General features: G+C 43.4%; 15 protein-coding genes. All 15 read left to right on the forward strand.

Annotated elements, in window-relative coordinates; translation table 11 throughout:
* Position 1 precedes the first annotated feature (1 nt).
* The 15 genes from V7Q13_RS03095 (at position 2) to V7Q13_RS03165 (ending at position 18,155) form a co-directional block, all read left to right on the forward strand.
* Positions 2-727 carry a rhamnogalacturonan acetylesterase gene (locus V7Q13_RS03095; RefSeq protein WP_333799216.1) on the forward strand — a complete coding sequence of 242 codons (726 nt, stop codon included), beginning with the start codon at positions 2-4 and terminating at the stop codon, positions 725-727.
* 62 nt (positions 728-789) lie between these two features.
* Positions 790-1,836, forward strand: coding sequence for a pectinesterase family protein (locus V7Q13_RS03100; RefSeq protein WP_333799217.1), 1,047 nt, complete (start codon positions 790-792; stop codon positions 1,834-1,836).
* Between the two features lie 6 nt (positions 1,837-1,842).
* Positions 1,843-2,751, forward strand: a complete 909-nt coding sequence (locus V7Q13_RS03105) for an alpha/beta hydrolase (protein ID WP_333799218.1) — start codon at positions 1,843-1,845, stop codon at positions 2,749-2,751.
* 6 nt (positions 2,752-2,757) lie between these two features.
* The gene (locus V7Q13_RS03110; protein WP_333799219.1) at positions 2,758-4,359 is read left to right on the forward strand and encodes a glycoside hydrolase family 43 protein; all 1,602 of its coding nucleotides are present in this window, start codon (positions 2,758-2,760) and stop codon (positions 4,357-4,359) included.
* A gap of 19 nt (positions 4,360-4,378) precedes the next feature.
* Positions 4,379-5,776 carry a Gfo/Idh/MocA family protein gene (locus tag V7Q13_RS03115; protein WP_333799220.1) on the forward strand — a complete coding sequence of 466 codons (1,398 nt, stop codon included), beginning with the start codon at positions 4,379-4,381 and terminating at the stop codon, positions 5,774-5,776.
* Positions 5,777-5,842: 66 nt separating this feature from the next.
* Entirely contained in the window at positions 5,843-6,268 is a 426-nt protein-coding gene (locus tag V7Q13_RS03120) for a nuclear transport factor 2 family protein (RefSeq protein ID WP_333799221.1), read from the forward strand.
* A gap of 145 nt (positions 6,269-6,413) precedes the next feature.
* A complete protein-coding gene (locus V7Q13_RS03125) occupies positions 6,414-8,054 on the forward strand; it encodes a glycoside hydrolase family 28 protein (protein WP_333799222.1) in 1,641 nt (546 codons plus the stop codon).
* Positions 8,055-9,950, forward strand: coding sequence for a glycoside hydrolase family 88/105 protein (locus V7Q13_RS03130; protein ID WP_333799223.1), 1,896 nt, complete (start codon positions 8,055-8,057; stop codon positions 9,948-9,950). It begins immediately after the preceding gene.
* Positions 9,951-9,984: 34 nt separating this feature from the next.
* Positions 9,985-11,427, forward strand: a complete 1,443-nt coding sequence (locus V7Q13_RS03135) for a tagaturonate reductase (protein ID WP_333799224.1) — start codon at positions 9,985-9,987, stop codon at positions 11,425-11,427.
* Between the two features lie 10 nt (positions 11,428-11,437).
* Complete coding sequence (locus V7Q13_RS03140) at positions 11,438-13,081, forward strand: UxaA family hydrolase (RefSeq protein WP_333799225.1); 1,644 nt, start codon at positions 11,438-11,440, stop codon at positions 13,079-13,081.
* A gap of 27 nt (positions 13,082-13,108) precedes the next feature.
* A complete protein-coding gene (locus V7Q13_RS03145) occupies positions 13,109-13,924 on the forward strand; it encodes an SDR family oxidoreductase (protein ID WP_333799226.1) in 816 nt (271 codons plus the stop codon).
* Between the two features lie 33 nt (positions 13,925-13,957).
* Positions 13,958-15,358 (forward strand): glucuronate isomerase, encoded by a 1,401-nt coding sequence (uxaC, locus tag V7Q13_RS03150; protein WP_333799227.1) that lies wholly within the window; start codon positions 13,958-13,960, stop codon positions 15,356-15,358.
* Positions 15,359-15,403: 45 nt separating this feature from the next.
* A complete protein-coding gene (gene kduD / locus V7Q13_RS03155; RefSeq protein ID WP_333799228.1) occupies positions 15,404-16,168 on the forward strand; it encodes a 2-dehydro-3-deoxy-D-gluconate 5-dehydrogenase KduD in 765 nt (254 codons plus the stop codon).
* Between the two features lie 46 nt (positions 16,169-16,214).
* Complete coding sequence (gene kduI, locus V7Q13_RS03160; RefSeq protein ID WP_333799229.1) at positions 16,215-17,120, forward strand: 5-dehydro-4-deoxy-D-glucuronate isomerase; 906 nt, start codon at positions 16,215-16,217, stop codon at positions 17,118-17,120.
* 3 nt (positions 17,121-17,123) lie between these two features.
* Entirely contained in the window at positions 17,124-18,155 is a 1,032-nt protein-coding gene (locus V7Q13_RS03165; RefSeq protein ID WP_333799230.1) for a sugar kinase, read from the forward strand.
* Positions 18,156-18,192: the final 37 nt, after the last annotated feature.

Below are 18,192 nucleotides of genomic sequence, written 5' to 3' on the forward strand. Positions count from 1 at the left end.
GATGGCAGCCTTACTCTTGTGGGCATTTCAAGCGAAGCGTTCTCCAATTAAAATCTTTTTGGCCGGCGATTCTACCATGAGTATCAAAGAGCAGAAAGCCTATCCTGAAGCCGGTTGGGGCATGCCTTTTGTGCATTTCTGGGATTCATCTGTTAAGGTGGTAAACAAAGCAAAGAATGGCCGCAGTAGCCGCACATTTATAGAAGAAGGTTTGTGGCAATCCATTTTGCAGGAAGGAAAATCCGGCGATTATGTGTTCATCCAATTTTGCCACAACGATGAAGTGCCCACTAAAAAAAGCTATACCAAACCAGAAGATTATAAAAACAATTTGCGTCGCTTTGTAGATGAAGCCCGCAGCAAAGGCATGACCGCTGTGTTGATGACGCCTGTTAGCCGCCGCAAGTTTGATGCGCAGGGCCAACAGGAAGAAACACATCCTGAATACATTGCGTACATACAAGAAGTGGTCAAAGAAAAAAATGTGTTGCTGTTTGATATGAATACGGCCACCAAAGCATTGTATCAGCAGTTTGGCGAAGCACAATCTAAGTGGTTGTTTTTGCAATTGAAACCCGGAGAACATCCGAACTATCCCGAAGGAAAGGAAGACAATACACACTTTAATGAACTGGGTGCCCGGTTGGTGGCGCAGCTGGTATTGCAACAAATCAAAGCGCAGCTTCCTGAACTATACAGCAGGACAGTTGATCGGACAAAAAAATGAATCTTCGAAAGATGAGCTGCATCAGCATGTGGTGTTGCTTTCAACTGCAAACGATTGTTACCATGATGAAAAGATTTTGTACAATAATGATGTTGCTGTTTATTGCTGTTGCTGCATTGCAGGCACAAACGGCCAACCCGCAACAATACAAATACATTTTTGCTGTAGCACAAGACGGCTCTGGAGATTACACCACTATTGGTGAGGCCATCAAAGCCATGCGTGGCTATCCGCTGGCACCCATTACATTGTACATTAAAAATGGCGTGTACAAAGAGAAGCTCGAAATTCTGGCTAACAACACAGACATCACCATGATTGGTGAGAGTGTAGAAGGCACCATCATCACTTTCGACGATTACTCTGGCAAGCCTTACGAAAAAGGCAAGCATGGCACTTTTTCATCTTACACAGTGAAAGTGAGTGGCAATCGATTTACTGCTCAAAACATCACGTTTGAAAACAATTCGGGCAGAGTGGGACAGGCACTGGCATTGTATGTAGATGCCGATCAGGCGCTGTTTATTAACTGTCGGTTTCTGGGCAATCAGGATACCATTTTTACCGGTGGCGAATTGTGCCGTCAGTATTTTTTGAAGTGTGATATTGAAGGCACAACTGATTTTATTTTCGGTCCTGCCACTGCTGTGTTTGATAGTTGCAACATTCGCATCAAAGTAAATTCTTACATCACAGCAGCCAGTACAACCGCTGGCAAACAATTTGGCTATGTATTTCGCTATTGCAACATCACCGCTGATAGCAGTGTCACTAAATTTTATTTGGGCCGACCCTGGCGGGCTCATGCCAAAACGGTGTTTATGTACTGCCAGCTGCCTGCACAGTTGGCTCCCGTGGGTTGGCATAACTGGGATAATCCAGCCAATGAACAAACCACTTTTTACGCAGAATACAAGAATAGCGGTCCGGGTGCAGCCACAGCACAGCGGGTGCCTTGGGCAAAGCAGCTGAGCAAGAAGCAAGCCCGACAGTACAGCTTGGAAAACATTTTTAGCGGACCACAAATCGGTCGTTTTTCTGCAGGTTCGTTTTTTGAAAATACGCAGTCCATACTTTTCGTATGGCCGGGCAAAACCGGCGGTAAATAATTCAAGATGAAACAAGCTTTTTTCTTCTTCACATTGCTGTGTATGATGACAACCATTCAGGCACAACCACCAGTGGAAATGTTCCTTTATTCTGGAGCTGTACCCAACAGTAAACCAACCGCCATCAAAGAGGGAACAACATTCAAAGACAATGTGACCCGTATTGAAAAAGTGAGTGTGCCTACGCTTACGGTATATGCTCCCAAAGAGCCCAATGGTACAGCAATCATTATTTGTCCTGGTGGTGGCTACAGCATTTTGGCATTTGATAAAGAAGGAACACGTGTAGCAGAAGTAGTAAATAGCTGGGGAGTAACGGCCTTTGTATTGAAGTATCGTTTGCCCAGTGATAGCATGAATATCGACAAGAGTATGGCACCATTGCAAGATGCGCAACGGGCTGTGCAGCTGGTACGTAGCAAGGCTACACAATTTCGCATCAACCCGAACAAAATTGGCATCATGGGTTTTTCTGCAGGTGGTCACTTAGCGTCAACTGCGCTGACGCATTTCCATGTAAAAGCAGATGCATCTAGCACCGACACCACCAGCGCTAGGCCTGATTTCGGTGTACTTGTTTATCCGGTGATTAGTTTCGATAGCAGCATCACCCACAAGGGTTCCAAAACCAACCTGATAGGTAACAAACCCGATGAAAAGCAGCTAAAGTTTTTTAGCAATGAGTTGCAGGTAACTCCGCAAACGCCCCCTGTTTTTCTGGTGCATGCCGGCGATGATGCAGGAGTGCCTGTTGAAAACAGTCTTCGCTTTTATCAGGCATGTATTCAACATAAAGTGCTTGCTGAAATGCACCTGTATCCTAAAGGTGGCCATGGTTTTGGTATGTACAACAAAACCACCGAAGACTTTTGGATGGACCGGTTGAAAAACTGGTTGACTAGTATTAAGATGTAAGTGACCATGAAAAGATTGATTAACTATATCGCAGGTTTTATTTGTGTTGTAATGGCTGTGAAAACCACCGCACAAATACCTGTGGGTGCTTCCGATAAAGGGAATGGATTTTACCAAAACCCTGTATTGCATGCCGACTATTCAGACCCCGATGCCATACGAGTAGGTAACCAGTATTACATGACGGCCAGCAGCTTTACACACATACCCGGCCTGCCGTTGCTGCAATCTTCCGACATGGTGAATTGGAGATTAGTGGGGCATGCATTGCCACGTTTGCAACCCATAGAACATTACAGCAAAGTGCAGCATGGAGCAGGTGTGTGGGCACCATCCATCCGTTTTCACAAGGGGGAGTTTTATATCTATTATCCCGATCCTGATTTTGGTATTTATGTCATCAAAGCCCCCAATTTTCAAGGCCCATGGTCGGAGCCGGTGTTGGTGGAAGGCGGCAAAGGTTTGATAGATCCTTGTCCGCTGTGGGATGATGATGGTAAAGTGTATTTGGCACATGCATTTGCTGGAAGCCGTGCCGGTATCAAATCTATTTTGGTAGTAAAAGAAATGAACGCTTCGGGTACTAAAACTTTAGGTAGTGGAGTGATGGTGTTCGATGGTCATCCGCAAGACCCTACTGTAGAAGGACCAAAGTTGTACAAACGCAATGGTTACTATTACATTTTTGCACCTGCAGGTGGTGTAAGTACAGGCTGGCAATTGGTGTTGCGCAGCAAAAATATTTATGGTCCGTATGAAAGAAAAGTAGTGATGGATCAGGGCAAGTCAGCCATCAACGGGCCACACCAAGGTGCATGGGTTACTGCCGCCGATGGCAAGGATTGGTTCCTGCATTTTCAAGATAAGGAAGCTTACGGCCGCATTGTGCATTTGCAACCCATGGTTTGGCAAAATGATTGGCCGGTTATTGGTGCAGATGCAGACAATGACGGAATAGGTGAGCCGGTAATACAGTTTAAAAAACCGTTTGCTGCTACAGGTATAGAAGCACCGCCCACAAGCGATGAGTTTAATTTGCCTCTGCTGGGCAAGCAATGGCAGTGGCAGGCCAATCCAGAAATTACATGGGCATTTCCTACAACGCAAGGGTATTTACGTTTGTTTGCCGTCTATCGTGCCGATAGCTTGAATAATGCCTGGGATTATAACAATTTGCTGGCGCAAAAATTTCCGGCAGAAAGTTTTACCGCTACAGTCAAGCTTCGTTTTTCAGCCACCAAAAACAATGAGCAGGTTGGTTTTATTGTACATGGTACCGATTATGCCTTTTTGGGATTAACACAAAAAGACGGCATCACAAGTGTTCACTATCATGAACGATTGAATGCGGATAAAAACAAACAGGAAAAAGTGACCTTATTGGGAACGGTGCAAGGGCAAGACGTGTATCTGCGGCTAACCGTAAAACCTGGCGCCAAGTGTCGTTTTGCTTTTAGTGCCGACGGAAAGTTATATACAGATACACCCAATGAATTTATAGCCAAACCAGGTAGATGGGTGGGGGCAAAGCTTGGTTTTTTCATCAATAGAAATACCGTTACTAATGATGGCGGTTATATCGATATAGATTGGATTCGTTTTCAATAACAAACCAAATGATTGTAATATGGAAAGAAGAAATTTTATGAAATACACCGTTGCAGCAGGTGCTTCGCTGATGTTGCATCCGTTTGAAAGTTTTGCTATTCAACCTGGCAGCAAAATTAAACTGGCCATGGTTGGCACAGGTCATCGCGGCAGCAGCCTGTGGGGCAAAACATTGGTGAGCACTTTTGCCGACGTGCTTGAGTTTGTGGGTTTGTGCGATATCAACCCTGGCCGATTGGAAACTGCCAAACGCATTATGGGTGTAAGCTGTAAAACCTATAGCGATTTTACCAGCATGGTAAAGGAAACCAAGCCCGACTATGTAATTGTAACCACTGTAGATAGTACACACGATGACTTCATAGTGCAGGCGCTAAACATGGGTGTAAATGTGATTACAGAAAAGCCCATGACCACCGATGAAGTAAAGTGCAAACGCATTTTGGATGCCGAAAAAAAATCGGGCAAAAAAGTGACCGTTGCATTTAATTATCGCCACAGTGTGCACAATATGCAGGTGAAAGAACTGCTGGCTGCAGACAGAATAGGCAAAGTGGTTTCTGTAGATTTTAACTGGTACCTCAATGTGTATCATGGTGCTGATTATTTCCGTCGCTGGCATGGTTTTGTAGGCAAAGGAGGCAGCTTGTGGGTGCACAAAGCCACACACCATTTTGATTTGCTCAACTGGTGGCTCAATAGCGAACCAGTAGAAGTGAGTGCTTATGGAGCGTTGGAGCATTATGGCAAAAACAATGATTTCCGTGGTAAAAACTGCCGCACCTGTGCGTATAAAAATAAATGCGCTTTTTATTGGGATATGTCGCAGGACAAACGCCTGATGGAACTATATGCTGACAATGAACAACATGATGGTTACTTACGTGACGGTTGTGTGTGGCGCAACGAAATCGACATCTGGGATAAGATGTCTGCACAGATAAAATATGCCAACGGTGTGGTTGTAAATTATTCATTGACGACCTACTCACCATACGAAGGTTGGCAGATTGCCTTCAATGGAAAAAAAGGTAGAATGGAAACCTGGGAAGACATTCCTTATTTGCAAAAAACACCCGACGACCAAGCCAAAAGGCATGCAGTAGAAATGTCGGATGCCGATGATGCCATTAAAGGAGAAGTGCAGGAGATAATGGTGATGGACAACTTCGCCAAGAATTATGAAATATACACCACGCCAAAAATAAAAGGTGGCCATGGGGGCGGCGATATCCGAATGCTGCGCCGCATTTTTGTAGACCCAACAGATAATCCGCATCATGTATTGGCAGGCACAAGAGAAGGTGCCATGTCAATCCTCATTGGCATTGCTGCCCGTAAAAGCATAGCAGAAGGCCGTCCGGTAAAAATTACCGAACTCACCGATTTGGTACCTAAGCCGCAAACTTTTGTTTAACCCAACTTATTGCTGCATCGTACCTACGTTCGCTGCAGCATCATCATTTTTATACAACAACAACACATGAAAAAAATACTGCCTTTTCTTGTTGCATTTTGCACAGTTACGCTGGCAAAGGCTCAGCAAAAACAAACTGCTGCTGTAGCTGCTGCTGTAGAGCAATTACGCAGTGCCATGGTATCGGGTAATGCCGATTCTTTATTGGCGGTTTCTTCTGTAGCGCTTAGCTATGGCCATAGCGGCGGTGCTGTAGAAAATCAGGCCCAGTTCGTTGAAAAAATTGCCAGTGGCAAATCTGATTTTGTCAGTATCGAACTGAAAAATCAAACTATTGCTATTCATAAAAAAGTAGCCGTTGTTCGTCATGAATTGCATGCCAAAACCAACGATAATAATGTGGCTGGCGAAGTACACTTACGCATCTTGCTGGTATTTCAGAAAGAGGGGAAAGCCTGGAAATTACTGGCCCGTCAGGCAGTAAAAATGTAGCCGTTTATGAGTAGAATATGCCCTGTGTACAGCAGCTGATTTTGACATCGTTTGCGTAAATAAAAGCCTTCGGGCACTGTGCATTGTGCAGGGTACTTGGTAACATTGTGTTCGATTTTATACCGATTGGCGAACCATTTTAGCTATGAAAAAAACCGTGTTGTTTTCTCTGTTGAGCATATTGGGTTTATCCGCATGGGCCCAACATTTCAAGCCATTGCCAAAGGTGCCAGTGCCTGTTTTTCGTAAAGACACGTTATCCATCAAATCGATTGGCGCAAAAGGGGATGGTTATTTGCTCAACACTTCAATCATTCAAAGGGCTGTTGATCAATTAGCCAAAAAAGGCGGCGGCGTAGTGCTGGTGCCGGCTGGCTTGTGGCTTACCGGTCCTATTGAGCTTAAAAGCAATATCAATCTGCACATTGCAGTTGGTGCTACATTATTGTTTAGTAATGATTTTACACAGTACAAATTAGTAGCCACCGATTGGGAAGGCCTTCCACAAATGCGCAACCAATCGCCTATTTCTGCTACAAATGCCAGCAATATTGCTATTACAGGCAAAGGCATTGTAGATGGTAACGGCGATGCATGGCGGATGGTAAAAAAAGATAAACTCACGGCCAGCCAGTGGGAGAAGCTGGTAAAGAGTGGAGGCTTGCTAAGTGAGGACAAGAAAACTTGGTATCCCAATGCCGGTTCACTGAAAGGTGCCGCAATGAAAAATCCCGGTGCAATCAGTCCGGAAAAGAGCATGGCCGACTACGAAGCCGTTAAAGATTTTTTGCGACCCAACATGGTTGTATTTACGAAGTGTAAAAACATTTTATTGGAAGGTGTCATTTTTCAAAACTCACCAGCTTGGTGTTTGCATCCACTCATGAGTGAGAACCTTACAGTTCGCAACATTACTGTAAAGAACCCGTGGTATGCACAAAATGGAGATGGTATTGATGTGGAGAGTTGCAAGAATGTATTGATTGAAAACTCCGTATTTGATGTGGGCGATGATGCGCTGTGCATGAAAAGCGGTAGAGATGCCGATGGCCGCAAAAGGGCTATGCCCACAGAGAATGTTACCATTCGCGGTTGTGTTGTATATGCATCGCATGGTGGATTTGTGATTGGCAGCGAAATGAGTGGCGGTGCAAGAAATATGAACATCAGCAACTGCACTTTTATTGGCAGCGATATTGGTTTGCGTTTTAAAACAACCCGTGGTCGTGGTGGCTTGGTAGAGAATATCAACATTGAAAACATTTACATGAAGGATATTCCGGGTGATGCCATTTTATTCGACATGTATTACATGGCCAAAGATCCTGTTCCGCTCACCGGAGAAGTTCGTGAGTTGCCAAAAGTAGAATTCAAACCAGTGGATGAAACAACGCCTGTCTTCCGCAATTTTCATATCCGAAACGTGTATGTAAATGGTGCTGCTAAAGGCGTATTTATTCGTGGACTACCAGAGATGCCTATTCAAAATATTACGATTGAAAATATGGTGTTGCAGGCCGATAAAGGCATTGATATCCAAGAGGCCGATGGTATTGTTTTCAACAATGTTACTATCAAAGCGAAGCATACCACCCCCGTGGTAGACATCATTCAAAGTAAAAATATACAGTTCAATGGACTGACGTTTGACGGCAATAACCAACTTATGTATCGTGTGGCTGGCGACCGTTCTGCAGCAATACAAGTACGTAAGCAGGCCGGCAATGCTACTCAGCAAATAGTGTATGAATTGGGTGCAAAACCCGGAACCATAACCATTCAGTAAATGAAAAACCGCCTATCACTTTTATCACTCTTCTTGTTGATTGCTGCGTCTTCGTGGTCGCAGAAAACAACAGTTACTGCTGCTGAAATGGCCCAAAGGGTGATGAACATTTGGCCTGATTCTTTTTTGCTGGAAGGCGACAAGGAAGCAAAATGGCGTTATGATCAGGGTGTAATTTTGAAAGGCTTAGAGCACATTTGGTATGGCAATGGAGATGTTCGTCTTTTTCAATATATCCAGAAAAGTATGGATCAGTATGTGCGAAATGACGGAAGCATCAGAGGTTACAAAAAAGAAGAATACAATATTGATCATTTGAACAATGGCAAGAATTTATTGCTGTTGTATCAGGTAACAGGAAATAAAAAATACTGGACGGCTGCAACGCTGTTGCGTGACCAACTCAATACGCATCCCCGTACCAACGAAGGCGGGTTTTGGCACAAAAAAATCTACCCGTATCAAATGTGGTTAGATGGTTTGTATATGGGTCAGCCATTCTATGCCCAGTATGCCCAAATAGCGGGTGAAGTCAAGGCTTTCGATGATATCACTAATCAGTTTGTTTGGATGGAATCCCATGCACGTGATGCTAAAACGGGTTTGCTCTATCATGGCTGGGATGAATCGAAGCAACAACAATGGGCAGATAAACAATCGGGTTTGTCACCGCATTTTTGGGGTAGAGCATTGGGTTGGTATGGCATGGCCATGGTTGATGTGCTGGATTATTTTCCCGCCAATCATCCGGGTAGAGAAAAAATCATTGCCATTCTTAATCGTTTTGCAACAGCGGTTACAGCAGTGCAGGATAAAAAAAGTGGCGTATGGTACGATATAGTTGATATGCCTGACCGGTCACCTAATTATCTCGAAGCTTCAGCTTCTTGTATGCTGGTATATACCCTTGCAAAAGGAATTCGGAAAGGTTACCTGCCTGCGTCTTTTACAGCTAACGTAAAGCGGGGTTATGCTGGCATTCAACAGCAGTTTATAAAACGTACCAATAATGTGCCCGACTTGCATGGCACCGTAAGTGTATCTGGTTTGGGCGGCAATCCTTACCGCGATGGCAGTTTCGATTACTACATGAAAGAAAAAGTGATTGAGAATGATCCTAAGGGCTTGGGCGCTTTTTTGTTGTGTGCTGCCGAAATGGAATTACAACCCACTCAAAAAGTAGCCAATGGTAAGCAGGTATTATTAGATCGTTTTTTCAATAGTGAACAAAGAGAGATTGTACCAGGCAGAAAAGACTTTTTCCATTACACATGGGAAGAGAAATCTCATCCCGGGTTTTATGCATTCGGTCAGCAGTTTGAAAAGTATGGTGCCCGTTTGGCCAATCTGGATGTAGCACCAACGACGGCTAATTTGCAACAGGCCAGTGTATACATTATTGTAGATCCCGATCATGCAAAGGATAAAGCCAATCCGAATTTGATGGATGAAACCTCTGCCAGTGCTATTGCTGCATGGGTAAATAGCGGAGGCACATTGCTGCTGATGGCAAATGACAGTTTCAATTGTGATCTTTCACATTTCAATATTCTGGCAGGGAAGTTTGGCATTCAGTTTACCAATGTGAGCCGCAATATGGTGAAGAATGATGTATACGAGCAAGGCTTAGTCATAAGCGGCAGCAACAAGGTTTTCAATGGCGATTATAAAATGTTCCTGAAAGAAATAAGCACGTTGACATTGCAAAGGCCTGCAAAACCAGTGATTGTAAAAGACGGTGAAGTGTTGATTGCGACTGCAAAATATGGTAAAGGGAAAGTGATAGCTGTAGGAGATCCGTGGTTGTATAACGAATACGTAGATGGCCGAAAATTGCCTGCCGAATATCAGAATATAATAGCTGCACAGCAGCTGGCTAAATGGTTGCTGAAATAAGCTAAGCGTTCTAGGAAAAGTTAAAAAGAAATAGATGAAAGTATTGAATACCACTACCGTAAATAAACCTGAACTGCCGGTGAAAATATTGCAGTTTGGTGAAGGGAATTTTTTGAGAGCCTTTGTAGATTGGATGATACAAAAAGCCAACGATGCAGGAAAAATGAATCATGGTGTAGCCATTGTACAACCCATTGCCGGTGGTGAGTTTGTACGTGATTTGTTTCAGCAGCAAAGCAATATGTACCATGTTTATCTTGAAGGCATCAAGGATAAGCAACCGGTGAAAGAAGTGTCTTTAGTAAAGTGTATTACCACTGTAAATAATCCATATGCTGATTATCAGACGTACGAAAAATTAATAGTAAGTGATGCCCTGGAAATGATTATTTCCAATACTACAGAAGCGGGCATTCGCTATGAAGAAGGAGATGATATTTTCGCCATGCCACCTGCTTCTTTTCCTGCAAAAATGACGGCGCTTTTGTACAAGCGTTTTCAGCATTTTGCAGGGGACACTACCAAAGGTCTTTCAATTATATGCTGCGAACTCATTGAAGACAATGGTTCTACGTTACGCAAATATGTATTGCAGCATGCCTCCGCCAATCAACTTGGAGCTGAGTTTGAAAAATGGGTAAATGCTTGTTGTCATTTTTATGATACCCTTGTTGACCGCATTGTGCCCGGCTTTCCCAAAGAAACCATCAATGAGATAAAAGCTGAGATAGGTTTCGATGACAACCTAGTGGTAAAGGGTGAATATTTTCATGTATGGGCTATTGGTGGCGATGCCAGCATCAAGCAAAAACTTCCATTGGATGAAGCAGGTTTGAATGTTCTTTTCATGGATGATATTCGTGATTTCAGAGCGAAGAAAGTCCGCATACTCAATGGTGCACATACGGCTATGGTACCTGTGGCTTTGCAGCTGGGATGCGAAACAGTACTGGATGCGTTTAATACACCAGAAGTTGAACAATACATTAATCAATTAGTGGCTACTGAAGTGCTTCCTGCTATTGATGAAGATCCTGAAGAATTGAAAAAATTTGCTGCAAAAATTCTGGAACGTTTTTACAATCCATTTTTGAAGCATTATCTTAAGGATATTTCATTGAACTCATTGTCTAAATGGGAGACGAGAGATTTTCCTACAGTAAAAGACAACTACACCAAATTGAATAGTAAGGCTCCACTCACCACTTTTTCTTTTGCTGCGCTTTTGGTGTTGTATAGTGGTCATTCAGCTGTAGCATTTACACCGAATGATACTCCTGAATTTGTAGCATTCATTCAATCCGCATTCGATGCCAATAACATTAGCGGATGGGTAGAAGCAGTAGTGACCAACAAAAAAATATGGAAGGAAGACTTTACTGTTTTACCCTATTTTATAGAAGAAGTTTCAGCGGCTGTCAATAGTATTTTAAGCAATGGCATGAAGGCCGCAGTAACAGCATTAATCAAAAAATAAATCCGTCCAAATGTCTCAAATAATTTTAAAAGTTCACCCGAAAGATAACGTCATTGTTGCATTGAAAGATTTGGCGAAAGGCCAAACTGTACGATATGAAGGCATTGAATATGTAATGCAAGAAGATATTGCCGCCAAACACAAGTTCTTTATGCACAACATGAAGCAAGGTGATGAAATTATTATGTACGGTGTGTTGGTTGGCAAGGCACAAATGGATATTCCTCAGGGTGCAAGAATGTCTACTGAAAATACCAAACATGCTGCGGAACCGTACACCTACCGTAAGGTAAACTACGAATGGAAAGCCCCTGATGTATCGAAGTTTAAAGACCGAACTTTCAATGGCTATCATCGTGCAGATGGCCGTGTGGGTACTGCCAATTACTGGTTATTCATTCCCACTGTTTTTTGTGAAAACAGAAATCTGGATGTGATTCGTGAGGCCATGCACAATGAACTTGGCTACGCCGTAACGGATAAATACAAACGCTACACACACCAGTTGTTGGAAGCATTTAAGAAGGGAGAAGATATTGAATCTGTAAGTCTTGCTCCATCTGGTATTGCAGGTAATAACGATAGATTTTTCAAAAATGTTGATGGCATTAAATTTCTGAACCATCAAGGTGGTTGTGGTGGCATTCGTCAAGACGCGGCTGTACTAAGCAAACTGCTGGCAGCTTATGCCGATCATCCCAATGTTGGTGGTATCACGGTGTTGAGTCTGGGATGTCAAAACTTACAAACACAAGATTTTTTGAATGACCTGAAAGCTCTCAATCCAAATTTCAATAAGCCGCTTTTTGTATTTGAACAGCAGCAATCGCAAAGTGAAGAACAGCTCATTGCAGATGCCATCCGCAAATCATTTGAGGGCTTGGCAGAGATCAATAAAATTGAACGCCAGCCGGCTACATTAGATAAGCTTTGCCTTGGGGTAAAATGCGGTGGGAGCGATGGGTTTAGTGGTATTTCTGCAAACCCAGCCGTTGGTTATGCATCTGATTTATTGGTTGCCTTGGGTGGCAAAGTGTTGTTGGCAGAGTTTCCAGAGCTCTGTGGTGCCGAGCAAAATTTGATTGACAGAACAGAGGATGAAAATGCTGCGAAAAAGTTCATCAAACTCATGTCTGCCTACAGCGATTCTGCCGAAAAAGCAGGCAGCGGTTTTCACATGAACCCTTCGCCAGGCAATATTAAAGACGGGTTGATTACTGATGCAATCAAAAGCAATGGTGCAGCGTTGAAAGGTGGTACATCGCCAGTGGTAGATGTATTGGACTATACAGAAATTGCGAAAAAACCAGGCCTTAGTTTGGTATGTACACCTGGCAACGACGTGGAAGCAACTACTGGTAAAGCCGCTAGTGGAGCAACGCTTATTTTATTTACGACTGGTCTTGGTACACCTACAGGCAATCCTGTTTGTCCCACCATCAAAGTGTCTACCAATAGCAATCTTACCAAACGTATGAATGACATCATCGATATTGATTGCGGACCTGTAATCGACGGTGAGAAAACGCTTGAGCAAATGGGCGAAGATATTTTGGAATACTGCATTCAGGCAGCCAGTGGTATTGTCATTCCTAAAGCTGTATTACTTAATCAGGACGATTTTATTCCCTGGAAAAGAGGCGTTTCACTTTAATTATCATCTACACATTTACATAATATTATGGCATACGAACTTCCATTAAAAGGCAAAGTGATTGTAGTGACCGGCGCAACAGGTGTGTTGGGGCATGCATTTATTACTGCACTGGCTGCTGCTGGTGCAGTAGTAGGAATACTCGGCCGCAACGAAAAAACTGCTAAAGAAAGAGTAGCAGAAATACAATCTGCTGGTGGGGAAGCAGAAGCACTTATTGCTGATGTGCAAAATGAAGCTCAACTCATTGCTTGCCGCGATTTAATGCTGAGTAAATATGGTAAAATTGACGGACTGGTAAATGGCGCTGGCGGCAATGTGCCTGAAGGCGTACTTCAACCAAACGAGGATGTTTTTTCAATGAATGTAGAAGGCATGAAAAAAGCATTGGACGTTAATCTGTGGGGAACCATTTTGCCAACTATTGTTTTTGGAAAAGCATTGGCAACAACTGGAAAAGGTAGTATCGTAAATATATCGTCTGTTAGTGTAGATAAAGCTTTAACCAAAGTGCTAGGTTATTCAATTGGTAAAGCAGCTGTCGATATGTTTACCAAATGGTTTGCTGTAGAAGTGGCTAACCGTTATGGAAATTCAATTCGGATTAATGGAATTGTACCCGGCTTTTTTTTGACAGAACAAAACAGACGGTTACTTACCAATGAAGACGGCAGCCTTACTGAACGTGGTAATCTGATACTATTGCATACACCTTTCAAAAAATTCGGTTCTCCATCAGATTTGGGCGGAGCATTGGTGTTTTTAATGAGTGACGCTGCATCATTTGTACATGGCAGCAACATCACTGTAGATGGAGGTTATTCTTCTTTCAGCGGTATTTAATTAGCAACCATTTGTAATGCTCAATCGCACAATATGAAAACGTTTATCTCAGATAATTTTCTTTTATACAGCGATACCGCTGCGCAGTTGTACCACGACTTTGCCAGGCAAATGCCGATTATTGATTACCACAATCACCTTCCACCGGCACAAATTGCGGCAAATCATCAGTTTGAAAATATTACACAGGCATGGTTGTATGGCGACCATTACAAATGGCGGGCCATGCGAACCAATGGGGTGCACGAATCTTTTTGTACCGGTACTCAGTCGGATGAGGCAAAGTTTCAGGCTTGGGCAGAAACAGTGCCATATACATTGCGCAATCCGCTGTACCACTGGACGCACTTAGAGTTGCTCCGCTATTTTGCTGTTGATGATTTGTTGAATGCCGATTCTGCTAAAGAGATTTATGCGCAAACCAGTGCTCTGGTAAATACACCAGCATTCACAACGCAAGGTTTACTTGCAAAAATGAATGTAGAAACTTTGTGTACCACTGATGATCCGATTGATTCACTCGAGTTTCACCAGCAGATTGCTACTTCGGGTATTGCATTGAAAGTGTTGCCTGCATTCCGGCCAGATAAAGCCATGCAGGTAGATGATGCTGCAGCTTATAATGCGTATGTAGATAAGCTGGAAGCCGCAGCAGGCATGAGTATTGGTAGCTATGCCCAGTTTTTGGATGCATTGAAAAACCGCCATGATTTTTTTGCTGCCAATGGTTGCAAAGTGTCTGATCATGGTTTGGAACAGATTTATGCTGAAGATTATACGGAAGCTGAAATCATTTCCATCTTTAGTGAAATACGTGCAGGCAAAACATTGAGCAAAGAACAACGGTTGAAATTCATGAGTGCCATGCTCGTTGTATTTGCACAATGGGATCATGAGAAAGGATGGATTCAACAATTTCACCTGGGTGCTTTGCGCAACAACAATACACGTGGGTTACGTTTGTTGGGTGCAGATACCGGTTGGGATTCTATCGGCGATTTTCCGCAAGCTGTGGCATTGGCCCGCTTTCTTAATAGGCTTGACAACAGCGATCAATTGGCAAAGACAATTATTTATAACCTCAATCCCGCCGATAATGAATTGATGGCTACCATGATTGGTAACTTCAATGATGGCTCAGTAGCTGGTAAAATTCAGTGGGGTTCTGCGTGGTGGTTTCTCGATCAGAAAGATGGAATGACCAAACAAATCAACGCTTTGTCGAATATGGGTTTGCTGAGTAGGTTTGTAGGTATGCTGACTGATTCCCGTAGTTTTCTCAGCTTTCCGCGTCATGAATATTTCCGTCGCTTGCTGTGCAATATCATGGGCGAAGAAATTGACAAAGGTGAGTTGCCAAACGATATTCAATGGGTGGGTAAAATTGTTCAGGACATCTGCTATAACAACGCAAAAAATTATTTCAATCTGTAGCATTCACAAGCTGCAACATCAGGTAACCTCAATAAACTACAACAAATGGAAACTTTGAACCTCTTCAATTTGGCAGGCAAAACTGCAGTTGTTACAGGTTGTGACACTGGCCTTGGCATGGGTATGGCTTTGGCATTAGCCGAAGCAGGCGCCAATATTGTTGGTGCTTCTATTGTAGAAGATTACAGCGAAGTGAAAGCTGCTATCGAAGCAACCGGCCGTAGTTTTACTTACCACCGTGTCGATATTTCTGACAGACAAGCGTTGTATGCTTTTATTAATAAAGTGAAAGCCGAAAACGAACGCATTGATATTTTGGTGAATAATGCCGGAATCATCATGCGTAAACCTGCCGCAGAACATCCTGATGAATATTGGGACAAAGTGATTGACATCAACCTGAATGCGCAGTTTATTTTGGGCCGTGAGTTTGGAAAACACATGATTGAAAAAGGTGGTGGCAAAATCATTTTCACTTGCTCATTGTTGAGCTTCCAGGGTGGTATCAATGTGCCCGGCTACACAGCCAGCAAATCTGCAGTAGCAGGATTGGTTCGTGCCTTTGGCAATGAGTGGGGTAGTAAAGGTGTGTGTGTAAATGGTATTGCACCAGGTTACATTGCTACCAACAATACACAGGCGCTCCGCGAAGATCCGGAACGCAGCAAGTCTATTCTCGATCGCATACCTGTTGGCCGCTGGGGTGTACCTGCCGATTTTAAAGGCCCGGTTACCTTCCTGGCATCTCCTGCTTCTGATTATGTAAATGGTACCGTATTATTTGTAGATGGTGGATGGATGGCACGATAATATGTCGGGCAGCAATCTCCAAACGTTATTTTTTAATTGATTTCTCATGGCTACAAAAAAAGCAATTGCGCCTGTGCAGCAGTTGAAAGATTACAACAGCAATACTTACAAAGACGGCGACATGGAAATTCGCTTTGCTGTTGGTCCGCAGGAAACAAAGGGTTTCGATACGCAGGCTCTCACCGATAATTTTCTGGTGAAAAACCTGATGCTGCCCGATCAGCTGAAGCTGGTGTATACCCATTACGACCGTGTAATTGTGGGTGGAGCAATGCCTTTGGCAAAAGCATTGTCGTTGCCCAATCACCCTGAGCTTCGTGCCGATTATTTTCTGGAAAGAAGAGAATTGGGCATCATCAACATTGGCGGTAAAGGAACAGTTACAGCTGATGGCAAAAAGTTCGAATTAGAAAAACTATCGTGCTTGTATTTAGGCAAGGGTACAAAAAAGGTAAGCTTTGCATCTGCCTCTAAAAAAACACCGGCTATTTTTTACTTACTGAGTGCACCTGCACATGCGGTTTACCCCAACACTTTGTTTACCAAAGAGCAGGCTGCGCCTGTTGAGTTGGGTGCTGCTGAAACAGCCAACAAACGTACCGTCTACAAATACATTCACCTCGATGGCATCAAGAGTTGCCAGCTGGTGATGGGTTTAACGGTACTGGCACCAGGTAGTGTTTGGAATTCTATTCCACCACATACCCACACCCGCCGCATGGAAGTATATCTGTATTTCGATTTGCCCGAAGGACAACGCTTGTTTCATTTCATGGGCAACCCCATGGAAACACGCCACCTGGTGATGGCCAATAACGAAGCGGTGATTTCTCCACCATGGAGTACTCACTATGGTTGTGGTACTACCAACTATGGTTTTATTTGGGGCATGGCCGGCGAAAACCTTGTGTATACCGATATGGATCCGGCTCCGGTTCCTACATTAAAATAAGTCATGGGAAAAGTGTTGTGCTTTGGTGAATTGTTACTCCGTTTGCCGCCAGCTAATGGTGGTGAATGGTTGCGTACACACCATTTGCCCGTATTTGTAGGTGGTGCCGAGCTCAATGTAGCCACGGCTTTGGCCACTTGGAAAATGCCAGTAAAATATTGCACAGCATTACCCGATAATATCATTACTAAAGACATCATTGCTTATTTGGAGAGTAAACAAATTGATACTTCGCCCATCATTCTTTCCGGCGAACGCATTGGTTTGTATTACCTCAAAGAAGGTGCTGACATGAAGAGCCATGAAAATGTGTTCGACAGAAAGTATTCTTCCTTTTCAACCCTTGCCACTGGAGTTGTACCATGGGATGACATATTGCAGGATGTTGACTGGTTTCATTTCAGTGCCATTGCACCAGCAGTAAGTGAGCAGGCTGCGGCACTTTGCCTTGAAGCCGTGAAAGAAGCTTCTCAACGTAATATCACTATTTCCATTGATCTGAACTATCGTTCATTGCTGTGGAAATATGGCAAGCTGCCTGTTGCTGTAATGCCACAATTGGTAAAGTATTGCAACGTAGTAATGGGAAATATTTGGGCAGCAGAAACTTTGTTGGGCATACCCGTAGATGCTAACGCTATTACAGCTGCCACGCAGGAAGCTTATCTGGCACACGCCAGCACCACTGCAAATGCGTTGTTTCTGGCCTGTCCCAACTGTACTGTTGTAGCCAACACCTTTCGTTTTGATGCCGATGCCAGCAGCATTCGTTACTATGCGGCACTCAATACAAAGAGTACTCAAGTAGTAAGTCCGCTATTTACCACCGATGCCATTGTAGATAAAGTTGGTAGCGGAGATTGTTTTATGGCAGGTCTTATTTACGGTTTGCAATCGAAGCATGATTTGCAAGATGTCATCAGTTTTGCTGCGGCTGCAGCCTATGCCAAGCTGCACGAAAAAGGTGATGCTACCCAAAATACAGTTGCATACATACAACAGGTAAAAGCTTTGTTTGATAAGAATAATTTATAAATCAATATTCATTTTAGCTCATAACAAAACCAATTTG

This window comes from Phnomibacter sp., assembly GCF_036803085.1.
GTDB lineage: Bacteria > Bacteroidota > Bacteroidia > Chitinophagales > Chitinophagaceae > Phnomibacter.